This is a genomic window from Longimicrobium sp., assembly GCA_036389135.1.
Taxonomy (GTDB): domain Bacteria; phylum Gemmatimonadota; class Gemmatimonadetes; order Longimicrobiales; family Longimicrobiaceae; genus Longimicrobium.
Map to the genome: position 1 here is coordinate 16,329 of DASVQP010000040.1, position 17,732 is coordinate 34,060.

The 17,732-nt window shown below is 71.0% G+C and carries 22 protein-coding genes; 12 read left to right on the forward strand and 10 right to left on the reverse strand.

Going from position 1 to position 17,732, the window contains the following annotated elements; all coding sequences use genetic code 11:
- Positions 1-46: 46 nt before the first annotated feature.
- Together VF584_09765 and VF584_09770 are read left to right on the forward strand one after the other, a co-directional pair.
- A complete protein-coding gene (locus VF584_09765; protein HEX8210448.1) occupies positions 47-598 on the forward strand; it encodes a plasmid pRiA4b ORF-3 family protein in 552 nt (183 codons plus the stop codon).
- 16 nt (positions 599-614) lie between these two features.
- Positions 615-1,355: a hypothetical protein gene (locus VF584_09770; protein ID HEX8210449.1), complete on the forward strand. Its 741-nt coding sequence runs from the start codon at positions 615-617 to the stop codon at positions 1,353-1,355.
- Between the two features lie 129 nt (positions 1,356-1,484).
- Here the strand turns inward: VF584_09770 and VF584_09775 are convergent, their stop codons facing one another.
- On the reverse strand, positions 1,485-2,030 hold the full coding sequence (locus VF584_09775; GenBank protein ID HEX8210450.1) for a hypothetical protein: 546 nt from the start codon (positions 2,028-2,030) through the stop codon (positions 1,485-1,487).
- A gap of 274 nt (positions 2,031-2,304) precedes the next feature.
- Here VF584_09775 and VF584_09780 point away from each other — a divergent pair, with 274 nt between their 5' ends.
- The 3 genes from VF584_09780 to VF584_09790 are packed head-to-tail and all read left to right on the forward strand — an operon-like array spanning position 2,305 to position 3,339.
- A complete protein-coding gene (locus VF584_09780; protein ID HEX8210451.1) occupies positions 2,305-2,763 on the forward strand; it encodes a hypothetical protein in 459 nt (152 codons plus the stop codon).
- A gap of 28 nt (positions 2,764-2,791) precedes the next feature.
- The gene (locus VF584_09785) at positions 2,792-3,088 is read left to right on the forward strand and encodes a hypothetical protein (GenBank protein ID HEX8210452.1); all 297 of its coding nucleotides are present in this window, start codon (positions 2,792-2,794) and stop codon (positions 3,086-3,088) included.
- Entirely contained in the window at positions 3,085-3,339 is a 255-nt protein-coding gene (locus VF584_09790) for a hypothetical protein (GenBank protein HEX8210453.1), read from the forward strand. Before VF584_09785 ends, VF584_09790 begins: the two co-directional genes overlap by 4 nt.
- Positions 3,340-3,685: 346 nt before the next feature.
- On the opposite strand, the gene VF584_09795 is transcribed toward VF584_09790, so the two are convergent.
- The 4 genes from VF584_09795 to VF584_09810 all read right to left on the reverse strand — a co-directional run bounded on the left by VF584_09795 (position 3,686) and on the right by VF584_09810 (position 7,153).
- Positions 3,686-4,696, reverse strand: coding sequence for a slipin family protein (locus tag VF584_09795; GenBank protein HEX8210454.1), 1,011 nt, complete (start codon positions 4,694-4,696; stop codon positions 3,686-3,688).
- Between the two features lie 9 nt (positions 4,697-4,705).
- A complete protein-coding gene (locus tag VF584_09800; GenBank protein ID HEX8210455.1) occupies positions 4,706-5,074 on the reverse strand; it encodes a GntR family transcriptional regulator in 369 nt (122 codons plus the stop codon).
- Between the two features lie 133 nt (positions 5,075-5,207).
- Positions 5,208-5,405 carry a hypothetical protein gene (locus tag VF584_09805; GenBank protein HEX8210456.1) on the reverse strand — a complete coding sequence of 66 codons (198 nt, stop codon included), beginning with the start codon at positions 5,403-5,405 and terminating at the stop codon, positions 5,208-5,210.
- 140 nt (positions 5,406-5,545) lie between these two features.
- Positions 5,546-7,153: a peptide MFS transporter gene (locus tag VF584_09810; protein HEX8210457.1), complete on the reverse strand. Its 1,608-nt coding sequence runs from the start codon at positions 7,151-7,153 to the stop codon at positions 5,546-5,548.
- Between the two features lie 206 nt (positions 7,154-7,359).
- Between VF584_09810 and VF584_09815 the strand changes: the two genes are divergently transcribed.
- From VF584_09815 to VF584_09825, 3 genes are read left to right on the forward strand one after another with little or no spacing between them, the layout of a single operon-like run.
- Positions 7,360-8,160 (forward strand): inositol monophosphatase family protein, encoded by an 801-nt coding sequence (locus VF584_09815; protein ID HEX8210458.1) that lies wholly within the window; start codon positions 7,360-7,362, stop codon positions 8,158-8,160.
- Between the two features lie 59 nt (positions 8,161-8,219).
- A complete protein-coding gene (locus tag VF584_09820; GenBank protein HEX8210459.1) occupies positions 8,220-8,744 on the forward strand; it encodes a dihydrofolate reductase family protein in 525 nt (174 codons plus the stop codon).
- A 17-nt stretch (positions 8,745-8,761) separates the two neighbouring features.
- A complete protein-coding gene (locus VF584_09825) occupies positions 8,762-9,199 on the forward strand; it encodes an OsmC family protein (protein HEX8210460.1) in 438 nt (145 codons plus the stop codon).
- Positions 9,200-9,392: 193 nt separating this feature from the next.
- Here the strand turns inward: VF584_09825 and trxA are convergent, their stop codons facing one another.
- On the reverse strand, positions 9,393-9,842 hold the full coding sequence (trxA, locus tag VF584_09830; protein HEX8210461.1) for a thioredoxin: 450 nt from the start codon (positions 9,840-9,842) through the stop codon (positions 9,393-9,395).
- A gap of 132 nt (positions 9,843-9,974) precedes the next feature.
- On the opposite strand from trxA, the gene VF584_09835 reads away from it, so the two are divergent.
- Complete coding sequence (locus tag VF584_09835; GenBank protein HEX8210462.1) at positions 9,975-11,264, forward strand: hypothetical protein; 1,290 nt, start codon at positions 9,975-9,977, stop codon at positions 11,262-11,264.
- Positions 11,265-11,561: 297 nt separating this feature from the next.
- On the opposite strand, the gene VF584_09840 is transcribed toward VF584_09835, so the two are convergent.
- Positions 11,562-12,392 (reverse strand): hypothetical protein, encoded by an 831-nt coding sequence (locus VF584_09840; protein HEX8210463.1) that lies wholly within the window; start codon positions 12,390-12,392, stop codon positions 11,562-11,564.
- A gap of 220 nt (positions 12,393-12,612) precedes the next feature.
- Here VF584_09840 and VF584_09845 point away from each other — a divergent pair, with 220 nt between their 5' ends.
- Positions 12,613-13,167: a metal-dependent hydrolase gene (locus tag VF584_09845; protein HEX8210464.1), complete on the forward strand. Its 555-nt coding sequence runs from the start codon at positions 12,613-12,615 to the stop codon at positions 13,165-13,167.
- Here VF584_09845 and VF584_09850 read toward each other — a convergent pair.
- Together VF584_09850 and mqnB are read right to left on the reverse strand one after the other, a co-directional pair.
- Positions 13,145-14,260 (reverse strand): hypothetical protein, encoded by a 1,116-nt coding sequence (locus VF584_09850; GenBank protein ID HEX8210465.1) that lies wholly within the window; start codon positions 14,258-14,260, stop codon positions 13,145-13,147. The two genes, VF584_09845 and VF584_09850, sit on opposite strands and share 23 nt — an antisense overlap.
- A 100-nt stretch (positions 14,261-14,360) precedes the next feature.
- Complete coding sequence (gene mqnB, locus VF584_09855) at positions 14,361-15,167, reverse strand: futalosine hydrolase (protein HEX8210466.1); 807 nt, start codon at positions 15,165-15,167, stop codon at positions 14,361-14,363.
- 62 nt (positions 15,168-15,229) lie between these two features.
- On the opposite strand from mqnB, the gene VF584_09860 reads away from it, so the two are divergent.
- Positions 15,230-15,904: a hypothetical protein gene (locus VF584_09860; protein ID HEX8210467.1), complete on the forward strand. Its 675-nt coding sequence runs from the start codon at positions 15,230-15,232 to the stop codon at positions 15,902-15,904.
- A 63-nt stretch (positions 15,905-15,967) separates the two neighbouring features.
- Here VF584_09860 and VF584_09865 read toward each other — a convergent pair whose 3' ends face one another.
- Positions 15,968-16,807, reverse strand: coding sequence for a transglycosylase SLT domain-containing protein (locus VF584_09865; protein HEX8210468.1), 840 nt, complete (start codon positions 16,805-16,807; stop codon positions 15,968-15,970).
- 303 nt (positions 16,808-17,110) lie between these two features.
- Here VF584_09865 and VF584_09870 point away from each other — a divergent pair, with 303 nt between their 5' ends.
- Positions 17,111-17,629: a hypothetical protein gene (locus VF584_09870; protein ID HEX8210469.1), complete on the forward strand. Its 519-nt coding sequence runs from the start codon at positions 17,111-17,113 to the stop codon at positions 17,627-17,629.
- The last annotated feature ends 103 nt before the right edge of the window (positions 17,630-17,732 follow it).

Below are 17,732 nucleotides of genomic sequence, written 5' to 3' on the forward strand. Positions count from 1 at the left end.
AAGGTTCCCGCAAAAGCAACCGCCTCACTCCGACGATTTCCCGACCGTGTCCACCGAACCGACTTTCCAGCTCCGCGTGACGCTCCTGGGGTCCGAGCCGCCCATCTGGAGGCAGCTCCACGTGCCGGCGACGATCACGCTGGAAGCGCTGCACCAGGTGATCCAGGTCAGCATGGGCTGGCAGGACGACCACCTTCACCAGTTTACCGCAGGCGCCAAGCGTTACGGCCCCGCCGCATCGCGGGGCGGGCTACGGGTGCACGACGAGAGGCAGGCGCGGCTCTACCGCGTGCTCACCAAGCCGGGCCAGCGGATGCACTACTTATACGACTTCGGCGACGATTGGGAGCACGAGGTTCTCGTCGAAGCCCTACTTCGGCAGGAGCAGCGCCCGGAGTTTTCGGTGTGCACCGCGGGCGAGCGCGCCTGCCCGCCAGAGGACTGCGGAGGCATCTGGGGCTACGACGATCTGCCGGAGGTGCTCGGCAATCCGGAGCACGACGAGTACGAGGAAAGGCGAGAGTGGATGGGCGACGACTTCGACCCGGGAGCCTTCGACCTGGAAGAGGTGAACCGGAGGCTGCGGGCAATCCGCTAGTCCGCGATACAGGGTCATGCGCGGCAACGAACGGTACTCGCGAGTGATGCTGACGGCGGCTGCGGGGGCGGAGCGCGTGCCGTCGTGGGCCGAGTACGCCCGATACTGCCGCCTTCGCGAGCGTGGGCTGCGGCGGGAAGCGCTCCGGTGCCTAAACGAGTTCCTGCGCGTGGCCGAACGATGGACGTTCGAGGAGAGGCGTGAATTCGCCGTCTGGATCTCCCGGGTGCTGGAGGAGCGTGAGACCTCCTACGACGACCTCACTCCTCACCCGCTGGTCGCGCGCCTCCTCCGCCCGGCGCTGCTGGAGTGGTGCGAGCGGGAGCCCGGCGCCGCGCTCCCCCACCGGTGGCTGGGCATGTTCTTCTCCCGGTACCCTCACGCGAAGAACGGGGAGAACTCCGAAGAGCACCTCCGCCGCGCGATCGAGCTGGACCCGGGGGAGCAGCCGTCGCGCATTCGGCTCATCCACCACGGGCTCGGGCACCTGGAGTTCGCGGTGCACCACCTCCCCGACTACTACATCGGAGATCCCGAAGAGGATCTGGCGTTCACGACGGAGGTGGCGCGGCTGATCGAGGGAGACGCGGACCCTCGCGCGCGGGACGAGATGCGGGCGGAGCTCGCGGCGGCGCGGCAGATCGTGGAGGATTGGATCGCCTTCCGCGCCGAGGGTGGCGCGGACTTCGACGAGTGGTGCAGGGTACGTGGCCGTGCGTACGAATGGCAGCGGCACTACTTCTACCCGGACAAGTGATTCCGTCGCCCGAGTGACCGAGGCATGCGCCCGCTACCGGGCGCCCCGAGTTTGATAAAAGCAGCCTGACGTGACGGCGAGTCCCTGCCGTCACGCCAGGCCGCTTCGATCACGTGTGCCGGCTCAGCCTTACAGCGTTGCGAGCGGCTGGGCGGGAGCCGTTCCGGCGCACCAGTGCCACGCCGGACGCACCGCTGCGGGGCGGGATTCGGGCCGCGCGGTGCCGCGTCCGGCGAACGACGCCTTGAGACCGCCCTTCCGGCCCGACGCGCGCGTCCCGACGGCGCGGGGCATGGCGCAGGCAGCCTCGCGCTGGGCGGGGGTCAGCACCTGCTGCACGGCTTCGGCGGCGCGGCGGTTGTTGTCGGCGAGGGCGGCGCGGGTGGGGCTCGCCGCGGGGTTCAGCGCCATGGTGACCGGGCGCTTGCCACGCGCCACGCCCAACCGTCGGTTCAGCTTCACGTTGTTGACGTCCCACTCCCGCGCGATCGAGTCCAGCGCGATCACCTGCGACGAGGTCAGCGACAGCCGCTCCCGGTCGCTCAGCAGCGCGAGGATCGGCGGCACGTCCGCGTCGAGTTGTGCGCGGCGCGGCGCGGGTCCGGGCTGGGGCGCGGAGGGCGCGCACGCGGCGGCGGAGGCGACGAGCAGAATCACCGACAGATATGAGTTCACGGGTTCCTCCAGGCTGAAGGGTGGTGGACGACCTGCGGCCCGCGCGCGTTGCAGCCGCCGGGCCAATGCGCTTCGGCCATCCTGGCAGATTTTTCTGCCACCCCGACTGAACTGTGGCTGGCGAGCGGGGCGCGCGCCGTGAAGGGTGGGGTGGGTGCGCCACACCGCACCATCCCTAGTGACACGTCCGCCGAAACCATGGTCTGACGCGGCTCGTAGCCCATGGTGTGCCGGCGCATCCCGGCAGGCAGTTCCACCCGGCCAGGAGGCGCTCGTGATCGAAGCAGTACCCAAGGGGATATTCTCCAGCGGCTTCCACCTTCAACAGGACGGCCGCTTGATCGCCGACCTGGACGCGTCGTCGTGGCGCGAGAAGGCGGACGTGCAGATCGACGGCGAGACCTTTCGGCTCTACCGGGAGGGGATGATGAGTGGCGCCTTCCTGCTGGAGTGGAACGGCAGGACGCTGGCGCGCGCCATCAAGCCCAGTGTGCTCAGCGACCGTTTCGAGCTGGAGGTCGGGAAGCGGGCGTTCGCGCTGCGCAAGGAGTCGATGTGGGCCCGGCGCTTCGGGCTGTTCGAGGGGGAGCAGCAGGTGGGGCGGGTCGCGCCGGCCGGCACGTTCACGCGCCGCGTCCTGATCGATCTCCCGGCGGACTGGCCGTCCTCCGTCCAGGCCTTCGTCTTCTGGCTCGCGCTCCTGATGTGGAAGCGCGAGAAGGCCGGATCATAGCTCTTCAAACGTTTGTACGAGGCTCGCGATGACCCTCCCGCTCACCTTCCACTTCACCACCGCCGCCGTTCCCGTCCAGGCGGAAGGGACGGTGGATGGCTCCCCTTTCTACTTCCGCGCGCGGCACGACACATGGGAGTTCGCGGTCTCGGAGGACCCGGCGGTCGATGCCGCTACCATCCAGAGTGAGGAGCACGGCTTCTACCGGACCGCCGTATACCCCGGCGGCCCGCGCGCATCCAGCTACCTCCCGCTCGCCGAAGCGGAGGCGCTGATCCGACGCTGCGCGAGCGAGTACCTGGAATCGCAGAGGAGGGGAAGGTGATACATGCGCTGTTCTGGGTCGCGCTCGTGGTATGGGCAATGGGGGTGAACCTCCTCGCGTTCCGACTGCGGGAGCATCTGCGGAACCCGCACGAGAAGGAATTTTTCGGCCTTTTCCCACGCCAGATCTACATTCTCGATTTCTTTCGCCCGTCGCTCTTCACCCCGGACGGTGCCAGGCTGCGCCGGTCCGCGGCGTGGTGGTTCGTAGCGGGCGCCGGAGTGGTGTTCCTCATTGGCGTGCTCATGTAAGCCTGATGGTGCACGCGGTCATCAGGTGCCCAGCCTGGGAAGCGGGGGTCGTGGAGGCGGGACGCGCCAGCATCGGCGCGGATGAAAGCACGGCAGCCACGCGGGCTGCCCCTACAAGGCCGGTGTCGATGGCGAGGGTCGAGGCCGGGCAGGGGTCGGCAGACACGCAGGTCGGCCCCAACGGGATCCGCGCATGGTGCAACGGTCGAGGCAGGGAGAGGGTGGGCGCGATGAATCGCGCCCCTACGAGACCTGCGCGCCACGGGCAAATGGCTGCGAACGCCCCTCCCCCAGGTAGTTATTGGGGGAAGGGCCGCGAGTTCACGAGCGGGGGAGGGGGCCCGCCCTACCCCCCGAACACCCGCAGGTCCGCGGCGGGCGGGAGGTTGGGATGGGCCGGCGGGACGGTCGGGAGCTCGGCGACGGTGGTGTCGGCGTCCTGCTTCTGCTGCGCCTGGGCGGCGAGCGCGGCGGTTCCCATCACCCCCGCCGGACCCATCGACTCCACGATGCTGCTCGGGATCACCATCATCCCGCCCTTCTGCTTCAGCGCCTCGTACAGGATGTTCATCTGCCGCAGCTGGAGCGCGGTGGGGTTGTCGCGGTAGCGCTCGGCGGCCTTCTCGAACAGCTCCGCGATCGCAACCTCGGCCTCGCCCAGGATGATGCGCGCCGACTTCTCGCGCGACGCCTGCGCCTCGCGCGACATGGCGTCCTGCAGGGCGGCGGGGATCACCACGTCGCGCATCTCAACCGAGTGCACGGTGACGCCCCAGGGGGTGGTGCGCTCGTCGATCAGCGCCTGCAGCTCCTTTTCGATGCGGACGCGGCCGCGCAGCAGCTCGGAGAGCGAGGTGCGGCCGATGATGTCGCGCAGCGCCGTCTGCGAGGCCCAGCTGATGGCGGCCGTGTAGTCCTGCACCTCCAGCGCCGCCTTCTCGGGATCGTAGACGGTCCAGAAGAGCACGGCGTCCACGTTCACCGGCACCGTGTCCGAGGTGAGCGTCTCCTCGGCGGTGAAGGCGGTGGTGACGGTGCGCTGGTCCACCCACGCGGAGATGCTGTCCACGAAGGGGATCACGAAAAAGGGCCCGGGCCCCCGCAGCCCCGCGTAGCGCCCGAAGCGCAGCACCACGGCGCGCTCCCAGTGCTGCGCGATCTTGGGCGAGAGCGCGGCCACGATGCCGAGCCCCAGCCCCACCGCCGCCGCCAGCGGCGTGTTCACCGCCGCCGCCGTCATCGCCCCGGCCACCGTGGGGAGGCCGAAGGCAATGGCCGAGATGAAGTTGGGACGCGGCGCGTTGCTCTGCGGCGCGATCATGTTGCCCTTTGAGGGTACGATGCTGTTGCCTGCCATGAGTGCCTCTTACCGCGGGCGGCGGCTGTCCAGGTGGATGATGACCTCGTCCAGCGAAAACCCCAGCTCGCTCGCTTCCCGGAGCAAGGTGTCCTCCAGCGCCGAGAGCTCGGCGAGCAACTCGTCGTGCTTGATGGCGCTCGGGGACAACCGCACTACGGTCCCTACCCCCTGCTTCGTTTCGAGCACCCCCTGCCGCTCCAGCTCCTCGTACGCGCGCGCAACCGCGTTGGCCCCCACGCGCAGGTCCACCGCGAGCTGCCGCACGGTGGGCATCCGCTCGCCAGGCGCCAGCAGCCCCGCCCCCAGCGCCGAGCGCACGGTGCGGACGAGCTGGGCTTCGATGGGGGTGGGGTCGGAGGGGTCGAGGTGGAACATCGGGGAATGGGGAGTGGGGAATGGGGAATCGGGAACGGCAGAGGGGATCAGGGACAGGTTGGGGACAGCCCCAGGCGGTTGTGGCTGTTGAAGCTACCATTCCCCATTCCCCCCATTCCCCATTCCCCGAAGTTCAGTCCGGCGCGAGCGCCAGCGTCCGCAACGCCGCCCGCCGGCGCTCGTCCATCGTCGCGCGCTCCAGCGCCGCGATGGAAGCGGAGGTGAAGCCGTCCGCGGGGTCGAAGCCGAGCGAGGCCAGGAGCTCGCGGATGTAGTCCTCCTCCAGCTCCAGCGCCCGGATCTTTTCGCCGATCTGCTCGTCGCTCAGCATGCTTGTTCTGTTCGTCGCGCCGCGGGCGGGGGATCCGCCGTGTGGCCTCCTGTAAACGGCTGCGCGGCGCGCGTTCCCCATGAACGGCGAACGGGGCCCGCGTGTGGGGCCCCGTTCGCGTCACCTCGCCCCGCCGCGCGTCAGTGCACGCCCGCGGGCCGCTCGTCGGAGGCGGTCGCCATCATCCGCCGGATGGGGATGATCAGCGCGGCCAGCACCGCGGCCGCGATCAGCAGCGAGAGCGTGGTACGCTCGAAGAGCGCCGGCATCTGCGCCGGGTTCTCCGGGTCCACGTGCCCGCCCACGATCCCCGCGATCAGGTTTCCGAGCGCGGCGGCCATGAACCACACGCCCATCATCTGGCCCGCGTACTTGCGGGGCGCCAGCTTGGTCATCGACGACAGGCCTACCGGGCTCAGGCACAGCTCGCCCACCGTCTGGAAGAAGTAGCTGGCGATGAGCCACCACGCCGAGACCCGCGTGCCGGCGCCGCCGGAAAGCACCGCGTTGGCCGCAAAGATCATGATGGCGAAGCCCACGGCCGCGAAGAGAAGGCCCAGCGAGAACTTCGCGGGGCTGCTCAGGTCGCCGCGCCGCCGCGCCAGCCCCACCCAGATCGCCGCGAACACCGGCGCCAGCAGGATCACGAAGAGTGAGTTTGCCGCCTGCAGCCAGGTGACCGGCATCTCCCACCCGAAGACGTGGCGGTCCGTGAAGTCGGCCGCGAAGAGCGTCAGCGAGGTCGGCGCCTGCTCGAATGCCGACCAGAAGATGACCGCGAAGAGAAAGAGGACGATGATGACCGCCACCCGCTTCATCTCGTCCGTGCTCAGACCGCCCGCCACGAAGAGGTAGAGGAAGTAGAGGATCGCCATCCCCAGCATGACGTAGCTCATGTTCTCCGCCACCCTCACCGGGTTGACGTTGATGAAGCCCGCCATCCCCAGGATCACCACCAGCGCGAGCACGGCGACGAAGACGGACAGCCCCATCACGGCGCTGCGGCGCTGCCGCGCGTCCACCACGGGGTCCGCGTGGCGCGAGGGCTCCATCCCGATGTTCCCCAGCGTGCGCTTGGCCGACAGCGAGTACCAGATGAGGCCGATCACCATTCCGACACCCGCCGCGCCGAAGCCGTAGTGCCAGCCGAAGCGCTCCTGGTCCTCTCCCAGGAAGCCGGTGACCAGCGGCGCCACCAGCGCGCCGATGTTGATTCCCATGTAGAAGATGGAGAAGCCCGCGTCACGCCGCGCGCCGCCCTCGGGGTACAGGTCGCCCACGATGGCCGAGATGTTCGGCTTCAGCAGACCCGTTCCCAGGACGATCAGCACCAGCCCGAGGAAGAAGGCGCTCCGCTCGAAGACGGCCGAGAGCGCGATGGCCAGGTGCCCCAGCGCGATCAGCACGCCGCCCCAGAAGATGGCGCGGCGCAGGCCCAGGATCCGGTCCGCCACCCACCCGCCGGGGAGCGAGGCCAGGTATACGCTGGCCGCGTAGATCCCCACGATGGCCGACGCCTGCTCGCGCGGGAGCTCGAAGCCGCCGCTGGCGATCGCCGCCGTCATGAACAGCACCAGGAGCGGCCGGATGCCGTAGTACGAGAAGCGCTCCCACAGCTCGGTGAAGAACAGCGTCGACAACCCCCGCGGATGGCCGAAGAAGCTCGTATCCGCGAAGCCGGTCTGCGATGGGGGGAGGTCCAGGGTGGCGGCTGCCTCCCTCGGCGACTCGTTGGGGGTGTTTGCCATGGCGTGACCGTGACGGGTGGGTGGAAGGGTGACTTGCGTGCGTTCGGACGTACGACCGGAGGCCGGACTTTCGCTGCGACGGGTGGCTTTTACGCGCGGAAACGCCCAATGTACCATCGGTCCCAAAAGGACGCCAGATCCACCGGGCGGGCCGCTGCATGCGTATCCCGGACGTCACCCTAAGTTCCACCCGTGCCCCGTTCCCGATGACCACGCCGTTCCACGACGAGCTCCGCCTTGCCCTCGACGCCGCGTACGACGCCGCCGAGCTGATCGCCGCGCGCACCGGCGCCGACCGCGTGCGCCTCAAGGGCCGCGCCGACCTGGTGACCGAGGTGGACGAGGCGGTGGAGCGGCTGGTGACGGAGCGCATCCGCGAGCGCTTTCCGGACGACGCCGTGGTGGGCGAGGAGCTCTCGTCGGGGGCGGTCACGTCCGGCCGTCGGTGGATCGTGGACCCGGTGGACGGCACCACGAATTTCGTGCACGGCCATCCGTTCGTGTGCGTGAGCATCGCCTTTGCGGACGACGACGGGCCGGCCGCGGGGGTGATCCACGCGCCCTTTCTGCGCGAGGTCTTCCACGCGGCGCGGGGGTGCGGCGCCTTCCTGAACGGTGAGCCGATCCACACCAGCACGGTGCGCGAGCCGTCTGGAGCGCTGCTCGGCACCGGTTTTCCGTTCAAAAAGGGGAAGGGGAACCTGGACGCCTACATGTCGCTGGTGGCGGATGCGGTGCGCGCCACTCACGACGTGCGCCGCGACGGCAGCGCGGCGCTGGACCTGGCGAACGTGGCGGCGGGGCGGCTGGATGGCTTCTTCGAGGTCGGCCTCGCGCCGTGGGACGTGGCGGCGGGGATGCTGCTGGTGCGCGAGGCGGGAGGGCGCGTCTCCGGCTGGCCCGGCGACTCCGGCGAGCCGCTCGACACGGGGCGGGTGCTGGCCAGCAACGGCCACATCCACGGCTGGCTGCGGGAGCTCGCGGGGCGGCACGTGGCGAGCATCTGAGGAACCGCAACAGCGGGCTCACACAGAGACACAGAGGCTCAAGAGAGAAAGGAGGGAGTATGCGCCGGGTGCGATACAACGTGGCCGCGACTCTGGATGGGTACATCGCCGGGCCTGAGGGCGAGTTCGATTGGATTCCGCACGATCCCACAGTCGACTTCGCCGCGATCTTCGCCAGGGTCGATACGGTGCTCCTGGGACGGCGCAGCTACGATCTAACGCGGACCGGCCAGGCGCCCTGGGCACCCGGCACGCGCGTCTACGTCTTCTCGCGCACGTTGCGTCCGGAGGATCACCCCGGCGTCACGGTCGTCGCTGAGGATGCGGGCGGGGTGGTCGCCACCCTGCGCGCCGAGCCCGGCGAGGGCGAGATATGGCTGTTCGGCGGCGGCGAGCTGTTCCGGAGCCTGCTCGCGGCGGGCCAGGTGGACTCGGTGGAAGTCACCGTCGTACCCATCCTGCTGGGCGGGGGCGTGCCGCTGCTGCCGCCCGGCGCGCCGCGCACCGCACTCGCGCTCGCGGGAACGCGCACGTATCCTAGCGGCATGGTGACGCTGTCCTACACGGTCCAGCGCGACGACTGACGAACGAGGAGGAAGTGATGCCGGAGGGAGTGCCCGTGGAGTACCCGGTCGAGGTGGTTTGGGAGGGCGGGATGCGTTACCGCGGCGGCCCCGCCGGAGGTCCCACGCTGGTGGTGGATGGGAACAGGGAGGCCGCGCCCAGCCCCGTGGATACGCTCGTGGTGGCGATCGCGTCGTGCTCGGCCATCGACGTGATCGACTACCTGGAGAAGCGCCGCACGCCCCCCAGCGCGTGCAGCGTCTCGGTGCGTTTCTCCCGCGCCCCCAACCCGCCGCGCCGCCTGACCGACCTCCACCTCACCTTCCGCGTCGCCACCGGCTCCCCGCGCGAGCACGTGGAGCGCGCCGTTCAGCTCTCGTTCGACAAGTACTGCTCGGTAGCCGCCTCGCTTGCCCCCGACACCCGCATCAACTGGAGCGTAGAGCTGGAGCCGGCGGCGGTCGCGGCGGATTGAGCAGATGCAACGCATGCCCCCGCACCAGACGGGAGAGCAACAAAGGTGAACAGATGGCCTCGCACAGAGCCACAGAGGCAACTGAGAGAAAAGCAGAAGGGGTATCTCTGTGGCCTTTCCGTACCCCTCCGCGTCTCTGTGTGATGCTTTTCTTCCGCTGTTCTCCCCTCCTGCGCCGCCGCGAGAAACGGTATCACCTCGTCGCGCCGTCCAGCAGCGCTTCCAGGCGCGGGCGGGGGATGGCGCCCAGCTCGCGGCCCACCTCGCGCCCGCCGCGGAAGACGATTAGGGTGGGGATGGAGGCGATCTGGAAGCGGCGCGCGATGGCGGGGTTGCGGTCCGTGTCCAGCTTGGCGACGAGCACGGAGCCGGCGCGCGCCTGCGCCACCGCGTCAAGCACCGGCGCCATGATCTTGCAGGGGCCGCACCAGTCGGCGTAGAAGTCCACCAGCACGGGCACGTCCGATCCGGCGACCACGCGCTCGAAGGTGGCGTCGGTCACCGCCAGCGGGCGGTCGAGCGCGATCGGGCGTCCGCACGCGCCGCACTTCGGCCGGTCCGATGCGCGCGACAGGTCCACGCGGTTCAGTCGCCCGCACGACGAGCAGGCGACGGTCGCCTTGCGCGACGCGGTTGCATCCATGGCATTCCTCCTGGTTATCGGGTGGCACCCATCGTCCCGCGCGCAGTGCAGCAACCTGCGGGCCGGGTTGCTTCGGTATGGGTTCGGGTGTAGTGTTCGCCCGCATCCACCGTCCACCCCGCGCCCTTTGCCGTGAAGCCCGCTCCGCCCGTTCCCGACGCCGCGCTGCACCCCGTGCTCGCCGCGTTCGCCGGCGCGTGGGCGCGGGACGCGGCGCGTGCAGCCGCGCGCACGGAGGAGGATGATCCCGGCGCGCCGGAGCGCATCGTGTACCTGGATGCCTTCGCGGGTGCCGAGTACTCGTTCGGGGTGGGCGATCCGGGGCGGCAGGGGCCTTCACGCGCGGTGGCGGCGGTGCGCGCGGTGCTGGACGCGGCGCCGGAGCTCGCGTCGGCCGTGCTGGCCGAGGAGGATCCAGCGCTCCTGGCCCGCTTCCGCGCCGAGCTGGAGGGGATCGGGTGGGGAGATCGCGTCCGTGACGCCGCCGATCCCGCCGCCCTCGCTCCCGGCGAGGTGGGGCTGGTGGAGGCCGACTTCCGCAACGTGGCGGACGTGCTGCTCGCGGTCCCGGAGCGTGCCCGGGCGCTCCTCTGGATGGCCCCGCCGAGCGCCCGCCGCCTCCCCTGGACCCTGCTCGATGCCGTGCTCGGCGATCCCGCCATCGACCTCCTCCTCCGCTTCCCGCACGGCGACTTCGAGAAGCAGGGGAAGTTCAGCGGCCCCCTCGCCGACTTCCCGCCGTTCGCGAAGCGCATCGTGGAGGGCTGCTCCGCGCTTTTGGGCGATGCTCGGCACGAGTGGGTCTTCGGCTGGCGCGCGGCGGAGCGCGAGGGCGGGGTAGCCCAGGCGCTGGAGGCGGTGCTGGAGCGCTTCCGTGCGCGGCTGGAGAAGGCGGCGGAGGGGCGCGTGCTCAAGGCTGCGCGCGTGGGGGCGGGGGAGGATGCCGTCGCCGCGTACCTATTCCTGGTTTCCTCCGAGCCCGCCGCGGCGCTGGCGCTGAATGCGGCCGTGCAGGGCGCCGGGCTGGAGGACCGCGCCGCGTCCGTCCTCTTCACGCCGACCGCGGAACCCGCGGAGCCGCCCCCCGAACAGGTGCTGGACCTCTTCGGCGGTGAACCGGCGCACGCACCGGAGCCCTCGCGCCGCGCAGATCCCATCGCAGCCGCCGAGCTCCTGGCGGGCCGCCATCGCGGGCAGACGCTTCCGTTCCGCGAGGTGCTCGCGGGGCTGACCGATTCGGACCTGACGCAGGACGAGGTGCGCGGGGCGCTCGCGCTGCTGAAAAAGGAGGGGCGCGCCGTCTTCCGCTCGCTCGCGCAGCCGGACGCGGTGGTGATCTTTCCGGAAGAACGCGTGGTTCGCCAGCCGCGGGCGCGGGGCAGACGCCAGGTGCCGGGGGCGGGGGATCTGTTTGGGGAGTAGGGCCCTCACCCCCGCTCGTTCCTCGCTGCCCCCTCTCCCGATAACAGGAGAGGGCTGCGCCCTCGCCGTTATCGAGAGAGGGGGCGGTTTTGCCGGGCTGTGGTAGGGGCGCGATTCATCGCGCCCACTCCTGCCCCCACCTCGACTATCGCCCGCGGCACCGTCACTGGTAGGGGCAGACCTGCGTGTCTGCCCGCCCTTGCCTGGTCTCGATCCCCTGCGCGGCGCGCAATGCACGGCGGGCGCCCCGTGAAGGAGCGCCCGCCGGTTCATCAATCCGCCGTTCAGCCCACCGGCTCAATAGGGCGAGTAGCGGTGCGAGCTGCCCACACCGTAGCCGCGGAAGTAGCGGCCCGGCTCGAAGCCACCCGCGTTGGAGCCGCGGAAGGCGCTCGAGTCGCCGTACGCACCACCGCCGCCGTAGCTGCCCCATTCGCCGCTGCCCCCGCCCCCGCCGACACCGAACCCACCGGCATTCCCGCCCGCGCCGCGGCTCATCCCGCCCTGCGCCTGCCCGCCGCGGTAGCCGCCGGCGTTGTAGTCGTTGTCGTAATCCATGTCCCCGCGGCCGTAGCCCGCGCCGCCGCCCTGCGCGCCGTAGCCGTAGCCGCCCTGCGCGCCGAAGTCACGGTCGTAGCGCACGAAGCGCACGCGGTCCTCGTCCAGGTGCCCGCCGCCGTAGCCACCCTGGTTGCCGTAGCCGCCCTGTCCGCCGTAACCCTGGCCGGAGTAGCCGCCGCCCTGATTTCCGCCTCCGCCTCCGCCGCCGAAGCGTGGCGTGCCGTAGCCGCCCTGGCCCCCGAACCCGCCCTGGCCGCCGTAACCGCCCTGGTTTCCATGGCCGCCCGGGCCGGAGTAGCCGCCCTGCCCGCCGAAGCCGCCCTGCCCGTACCCGCCGCCGAAGCCGCCCTGGCCCATGTAGCGGCCGTTCCCTTCCAAATGGCCGCCGTAGTTGCTGTTTCCCATCCCGCTGCCGTGGCCGCCGCCGTGCATTCCGCCGTGGTAGCCGGCGCCCGTGTCGTAGTCGTGGCCATAGTGGTTGCCGCCGCCGAACATTCGGCGGAAGCCGTTCCCCACGCGGTCCATGAAGCCGCCGCCCTGGTTGTAGTCGCGTCCGTAGCCTGGCATCGCGTTCCTCCCGTCATGGTGTGTGCTGCGTCAGCGCCCCGGCGGGGCGGGGGGGCGTTTTGCAAGTTGCGGACCCAGGGCAAAGCACTCTGGCGCAAGAGGTTGCGGCGGTTCTTCGCGCCCGTGTGCGGCGTCGCTGGAACGGTTGATGCCACGGCACGGCGGGCGGAGGGGCGTGATCGTTCACGCCCCTCCGCCATTTCAACGCTTGAGCCCACGGATGTCGTTTCCTCCCGCACACGCACTGATCGGCGCCGGGCTGGCCGAGATCGCGATCGCCGCGAAGCCGCTTCCGCGCTGGAAGGCGTGGACGCTGGCTGGCTTCCTGGCCGTGTCGCCCGACTTCGACATCGTGCTCGGGCTGATGACGGGGCGCGGCGCATCGCTGCACGGCACCTTTTCCCACAGCATCACCGCGGTGGTGGTGCTGACGCTGACGGTGTACGCGGCGGCCGGCGGAAGGTGGGCGCTGGTGGCGGGGACCGGCTACGGATCGCACCTGCTGGTGGACATGCTGGACGAAAGCGGGCCCACCAACCTGATGCTCGGCTGGCCCTTCACCCCGGCGCAGCCGTACGCCATCGGCAAGCTCTTCCCCAGGGTGCAGTTCGAGACGGGGAACGGATTCAAGGCGGCGTTCTACAGCCTCTTCGATCCGCCCGTCCTCGCCAAGCTGTTCGCGCAGACGCTGCTAGCGGCGGCCATCTTCCTGGCGCTCGCGGGGATCGCGCAGCTGGTGCGGAGGCGGCGCCTCAGCCGTGGCGGAGCGCGCTGAGGAGTTCGTCCATCGCCAGCGAGCAGCCGCGCGCCTCGGCCCCCTGCGCACGTCCGATCACGCGGAACCCCTCGGGCGAGCTGAAGCCCAGGTCCGAGGTCTGGATGAAGGCGACGGAGTCCAGGTTGGCGAGGTCCCAGTGGCGGAGCACACCGATCTCGCCGTGCGGCAGGATGCGGAGCGTTTCCGGATCGGTGGCCCGCGTCCGCACCCACGGCGGGCCCACGTGCCGCCGCCGCGCGAGGTCCGTCGCCGCGGAGCCCGCAATCCCATCGTAGAACTGCGAGCTCATCTCCGTCATCCCGTACTCGTTCACGCACCACTCCGGCGCGATCCCCAGCCGCTCGCGGATGGCGCCGTACAGCTCGCCCCGCGACACCTCGCGGGTGCGCCCTTTGAAGCCGCCCGTGTCCATCAGCCGCGAGCCGTGCGGAAGCCGGAATCGCTCGCCGCGCGCCGCCATCGCGTCCAGCGCGTGCACCAGCGCGAACGCCGTCCCCAGGACGCACACGGGCTCGCCATCCTCCTCCGCCGTGCGCAGCGCCGCCGTCCACTCCTCGTGCGCGATCCCGAAATCGGCCGAGACAAAGGTGCCGCTTCCCGGCTTGCCGTAGTCGCGGATCAACTCCGCCGCCATGTGCGAGAGCGACGAATCGCGCACTTCCGCCGCGCGCGGGACCAGCGAGAGGAAGCGGATGGGTGCGCCGTCGGGGAGGAGGTGGGCGAGGAAGCCGGCCCGGAGCGCGGCGTCGTAGAGCGCGAGGTCGGGGAGGTAGTGCGTTCCGCGGCGCTCGGCGCCGGCGGTGGTGCCGCTGGTGCGGAAGATGGCCGCCGCGCGTTCAGGATCGCCGCACACCAGCGCGGCCGCCTTGAACGCGTCGGTGGGTACGGCGGGGATCTCCTCCCAGCTCGTCACCGAATCCGGTGTCGCGCCGCGCCGCTCGCAGAACAGCCGGTATGGCTGGTTGCAGGCGAACTGGTGCGCGAACACGCCGCGCGCCAGCTCGTCGAAGTCCGCCGCCTCCCCTTCCACCCCAGCCGCCATGCGGCCCAGGAGCCGCTCGCGGAGGTCCCCCCGCCTGATGTCGTCCACGCGCCCGCCCGTCTCAGTGAATGTAGGTCCCCCACCCGCTGTCTTTCATCGCACCCCGACCTCGCCCCACGTGGTTGCCCGTGCCCGCCCCGTCTCCGGCCTACGGTCTACGCCCCTCCGGTGGCGTGTCCCACGCACGGACGACCACGCGCACGGCCCGTTGCGCCGCGTCGGCAGCGTCGCGGAGGCGCCAGCGGGAGAGATCGCGGTCCTCGACGGCGTTGCTGATGGCGCGCAGCTCCAGAAAGGGAACGTCGTACAGCGTGGCGACGTGCGCCAGCGCCGCGCCTTCCATCCCCTCCACCAGGCCGCCAAAGCGCGTGGCGAGCTCAATGCCGCGGGCATCGGTGCCGGAGCAGGTGGAGACGGTGACGAACGGTCCCACGCGCGCCGCCATCCCCGCCGCCTCCAGGGCACGGCGCGCCGCCTCGACGCGGGCCGCATCCGCGTCGAAGGCGTTGAACCAGCTCCGGCCGCCGAGCTCCACCAGGGGGATGCCGATCCCCCCCGTGTCGATCCAACCGTCCGGGGCGGCCACCCCTTCGTCGCCGTAGACGGCGCGCGAGGCGAGGGCGACATCGCCCAGCATCAACCCTGAACCGGGATACGCGCCGCCCACGCCGAAGCCCAGCACGCCGCGCACCGGCCGCGATTCGAGGAGCGCGGTGGCGCCGTGGGCGGCGTTCGTCTTCCCCATCCCGCAGGGGAAGAGGATGACCGGCACCCCGTCCAGGTGCCCGCTCCACGCGGACTTGCGGCCCACGAGCTCCTCGCGCCGGCCGTCCAGCGCGTCCACGAGGGCGGCGCACTCGATGGGGACGGAGCAGAGGAGCGCGAGCGGGGCGGGAGAGGCGGGATTCAGCGGCGGCTCCGGGCACGGGTTGCGTTCGGGACGGATCGGGCGAATTTACACGCGCGCGGCGGCGCGGAAAACCGCGGCCGCCCACACGCACACCACCCGACCCGCCGATGAAGCGATACGCCGCCGCACTTTTCCTGTTCGCCGCCGCCTGCGCGAGCCCTCCGCCCCCGCCGCCGGCTCCGCCTCCAATCCCGCCGCTGGATCCCTTTCCGGCCGTGGTGGCGCCCATCGTCCAGCCGGTCGAGGTGTGGAGCCGGGAGGCGGGGCTCCTCCTCCGCGGCCCCGTCCCCACGCGCCTCCCGTACCTGGGGATGCGGCTCGCCGTGGTGCAGGACGCGGGCGATTCTCTCGAGCTTCGCTGCGTGGTGTGCCCCGGCGCTCCGGTGGGTTGGGCGGACCGCGGACGCGTGATCTGGGTGCCGCAGACCCCCGCCGACGCGCGCAACGGCGACCTCGCGGAGTTCGTGCTGGCGGTGCGCACGGCGGCCGTGCGGCGCGACTCCGCCGCCCTGCGCATGGCGATGTCGCGCACCTTTGTGCACGCGCACGGCGGCACCGAGGGGGTGATCCCGGCCGTGCGGGAGCTCATGAGCACGCGCGCGCAGAACCTGGCGCGTCTTCCGGGGCTGCTGGACCGCGGGGTCGCGGCCGTCCCCGGCACCCGCGTGTGGGCGGCGCCGCCGGAGTACGCCACCACGCCCAACTACCCCGACCTGCGCGCCGGCTTCATGCGCGGCGAAGACGGCTGGGAGTGGATCTTCCTCCTGCGCCCCGGCCTCTGACCGCGCAAAAACGAAGCGGGCCCCGGATCGCTCCGGGGCCCGCTTCGCACGCTGGCAGTGCGTCTATCGGTGCACGCCCTCGCCGGTGAAAACGGCCTTGGCGTAGCCGTTGTCCGGGTTGCCGCCGCGCTTCAGCACGCGGTCCACGGTGCCGGGGCCGCGGTTGTAGGCCAGGAGCGCCAGCTCCTTGTCGCCGTCGTACTTCTCGATCAGCTCAGACAGGTAGCGGAAGCCGATCGAGAGGTTGACCTCCGGCTTGCGCAGGTCGGCGACCTGCGTCCCCGGGCGCATCCAGCGGGCGGTGGCGGGCATCAGCTGCGTGAGGCCGACGGCGCCCACGTGGCTCTGCGCGGTGGCCTTGAACTCGCTCTCGGTGCGCACCAGCCCGAACGCGATGTCCGGGTCGATCTTCTCCTCCAGGGCGAGGTCGTAGATGCTCTCCGCCAGCTTGCGGTCGAGCCCCATGTCCTTGTAGCGCTCGATCTTCTGCTGGATGAACGCGTCGCGCTCGACCGACTTGGCCGCCACCTGCTCGGTAGCCTTGGCTTCCACCTCGTTGGTGGCGTCGCGCCAGGCCTGACCTACCGCGCCGTTCGTGAGCGGGACGATGTTCCCCACGGTGGGGACGATCGACTCGTGCGACCGGTCGGTGCGCAGGGCGTCCAGGCGCGACATCGCCAGCGGCGCGGCGCCGCCCACGATCGCCAGCCCCACGAGCCCGTCGCGGAGCGGTGTGCGGCGGAGGCCCTGCATCAGCCCGCCATGCTGCCGGCGGCGGACCTGCAGCCCCTCGCTCACGCGGCGCTCGCCGTCGATGCTGCGGTCACCGGCTCCGTCGTAGGCGCGGCGATAGCGCTGCGCGCACTCCGGCGAGTCGGTGAAGCGGCGGCGGGTGCGGCCCACCGGATGCCGGGGGGCGGCTCCTCCTCGTTCCCAGGGCGGTGGGGGGCGTCTACGGCTGGGCTGCATCGCGTGCTCCTCCTGCTGGGTCCTTCGCGCCGGACGCCGTTGCGCGTCCCGGTCGAGACGAATCAGACGCCGCACGATACGTGCCACGTACACACGTGTTTCCTCGCGCGGGCGCGCGCGATGCGGGTGCGGCGATGCGGATGTTGCGGACTTTGGACGGAGCCTGCATCTTCCATCGGGCGCGCACGTTGCGCCCTCCGCGCGCGCTCTCCGCCACCCCGCATCCGCCGCTCCGCGATGAAGTCGACGCCGCGCTTCATGCTCCTGGTGCTCCTGGCCGTCGTCGGGGTAAAGCTGAGCGAGCAGCTCTACCGCTGGGCGGCGTTCCGCGACGAGCGGCGCCAGGTGGGCGAGCTGCGCGAGCGCCTCCTGGACTCGGGGGCGGAGCTGACGCTGTCGCGGGCGGAGGCGCGCAGGAGGCGCGCGGTGATGGAGGCGGAGGACCGCAAGCTGGACGAGGAGCGGCGCTCGCTGATGCGCTACAACCGCCTCTCCAACGGCGGCTACCTTCCCACGGCGCTGTACGGCCGGTACAAGGCCGAGCTGGAGCGCTACAACCGCCACGTGGTGGAGCGCAACGTCCGCCTGCGCGAGTACCAGCAGGCCCACGACCGCCACGCCGCCGCCGCCGACCTCTACAACGCCCGCGCCGACAGCGTCCGCGACCTTGCCGCGCGCATGGGCGAGCCCTACTACGCCGTCCCCACCCCCCTCGAAGCCGCCGTCAAGCGCGGCGTCCTGAAGCCGGAGCCCTGAAGGAGCCCTGTTTGCCCGGGGTGACTGGTTGCTTGGGTTGCCTGGTTTCCCTGGTCCCCGGGCGAGTGAACTCGCGGCAACAAAAGCACAAAGTCCGCCTGCG

Coding starts and splice junctions, on each gene's coding strand:
- VF584_09820 (HEX8210459.1), top strand. CDS start 8,220: ATGCGCCGGGTGCGATACAACGTGGCCGCGACTCTGGATGGGTACATC.
- VF584_09825 (HEX8210460.1), top strand. CDS start 8,762: ATGCCGGAGGGAGTGCCCGTGGAGTACCCGGTCGAGGTGGTTTGGGAG.
- VF584_09770 (HEX8210449.1), top strand. CDS start 615: ATGCGCGGCAACGAACGGTACTCGCGAGTGATGCTGACGGCGGCTGCG.
- VF584_09795 (HEX8210454.1), bottom strand. CDS start 4,696: ATGGCAGGCAACAGCATCGTACCCTCAAAGGGCAACATGATCGCGCCG.
- VF584_09800 (HEX8210455.1), bottom strand. CDS start 5,074: ATGTTCCACCTCGACCCCTCCGACCCCACCCCCATCGAAGCCCAGCTC.
- trxA (HEX8210461.1), bottom strand. CDS start 9,842: ATGGATGCAACCGCGTCGCGCAAGGCGACCGTCGCCTGCTCGTCGTGC.
- VF584_09870 (HEX8210469.1), top strand. CDS start 17,111: ATGAAGTCGACGCCGCGCTTCATGCTCCTGGTGCTCCTGGCCGTCGTC.
- VF584_09860 (HEX8210467.1), top strand. CDS start 15,230: ATGAAGCGATACGCCGCCGCACTTTTCCTGTTCGCCGCCGCCTGCGCG.
- VF584_09785 (HEX8210452.1), top strand. CDS start 2,792: ATGACCCTCCCGCTCACCTTCCACTTCACCACCGCCGCCGTTCCCGTC.
- VF584_09805 (HEX8210456.1), bottom strand. CDS start 5,405: ATGCTGAGCGACGAGCAGATCGGCGAAAAGATCCGGGCGCTGGAGCTG.
- VF584_09845 (HEX8210464.1), top strand. CDS start 12,613: ATGTCGTTTCCTCCCGCACACGCACTGATCGGCGCCGGGCTGGCCGAG.
- VF584_09815 (HEX8210458.1), top strand. CDS start 7,360: ATGACCACGCCGTTCCACGACGAGCTCCGCCTTGCCCTCGACGCCGCG.
- VF584_09810 (HEX8210457.1), bottom strand. CDS start 7,153: ATGGCAAACACCCCCAACGAGTCGCCGAGGGAGGCAGCCGCCACCCTG.
- VF584_09840 (HEX8210463.1), bottom strand. CDS start 12,392: ATGCCAGGCTACGGACGCGACTACAACCAGGGCGGCGGCTTCATGGAC.